The sequence below is a fragment of the Elstera litoralis genome, from assembly GCF_000963705.1.
GTDB classification, from domain to species: domain Bacteria; phylum Pseudomonadota; class Alphaproteobacteria; order Elsterales; family Elsteraceae; genus Elstera; species Elstera litoralis.
The window spans coordinates 1-1,153 of record NZ_LAJY01000607.1 but is presented as its reverse complement, the minus strand read 5'-3'; the positions used below and the strand labels follow the sequence as shown (position 1 = coordinate 1,153).

The following is a 1,153-nucleotide window of genomic DNA, read 5'->3' as shown; positions in this document are numbered from 1 at the left end:
AGTGAGCGTGGAGGAGTTGATTGGGGAGTTGATGGGGTTGGTGCCATGAGACTGGTTCTCGATAGCGGATGGCAAAGGCAGATGAAGAAACCCTATGACGTACCCCCGATTTTGGATCCGTCTTGATGTAGAGTCCGACAGAAGGAGTCGGACGAAGATGAAGCGCACACGGTTCAGCGAAGAACAGATCATCGGGGTTTTGAAGGAACAGGAATCCGGGCTTGCGACAGCAGAAGTTTGTCGTCGGCACGGGATCAGCCCTGCGACTTTCTATAAATGGAAGTCGAAGTAAGGCGGCCTTGAGGTTTCAGAAGCCAAGCGGCTTAAGAGCCTTGAAGAAGAGAACGCCCGGCTAAAGAAGCTTTTGGCGGAAGCCATGCTGGACAATGCGATTTTAAAGGATTTGGCGTCAAAAAAATGGTAACGCCCGCCGCGCGGCGGATGGCTGTTTCGCAGGCTCGTGAGGTTCATGGGGTGAGCGAGCGGCGGGCGTGTCGATTGCTTAGGGTCAGTCGCAGGACGGTTCGGTATCGTTCGTCTCGGCCCCAGGATGCGGGTTTGCGGCAGCGCTTGCGGGCGCTGGCGACGGAACGTCAAAGGTTTGGGTACCGGCGGTTGGGCATTTTGCTGGCGCGCGAGGGTTTCCGGCTCAATCACAAGAAACTGCTGCGGATTTATCGGGAGGAGGGTCTCAAGGTTCGCCGCCGGGGTGGCCGGAAGCGGGCGCTGGGAACCCGCGCGCCGATGATACCTCCCCAAGGGCCAAACCAGCGTTGGTCGCTCGATTTCGTCTCCGACAGTTTGGTCTGCGGTCGCCGTTTTCGCATTCTGTGTGTCGTCGATGATTTCACCCGCGAATGCCTAGCCCTGATCGCCGATACGTCCCTATCGGAGGCCAGCGTCGCCCGGATTTTGACGGGCCTGATTGCAGGGCGCGGCAAACCGCGCACCGTGCGCTGGAGTTCGGTTACACCTATCTACGCGTGCTGTGGCTCGAGGTAACCTTCCACAACATGATCCCCCGCTAGTTCTCCTGAACTGATTTCAGTGAGGTTCTCCGAACGATCTAAGAATTTGTATTCGATTTTGATTGGGGAGAAGGATTTTAACTCGTTAATAATTGTGCCAATCTCGAATTCGGAGCAAGAGTAGA

Annotated in this window: 1 pseudogene; it reads left to right on the top strand. The window is 56.2% G+C overall.

The window, feature by feature from the left end:
* Positions 1 to 157 precede the first annotated feature (157 nt).
* A pseudogene (locus VZ95_RS24410) lies at positions 158 to 945 on the top strand (IS3 family transposase); the annotation flags it as partial.
* Positions 946 to 1,153 lie beyond the last annotated feature (208 nt).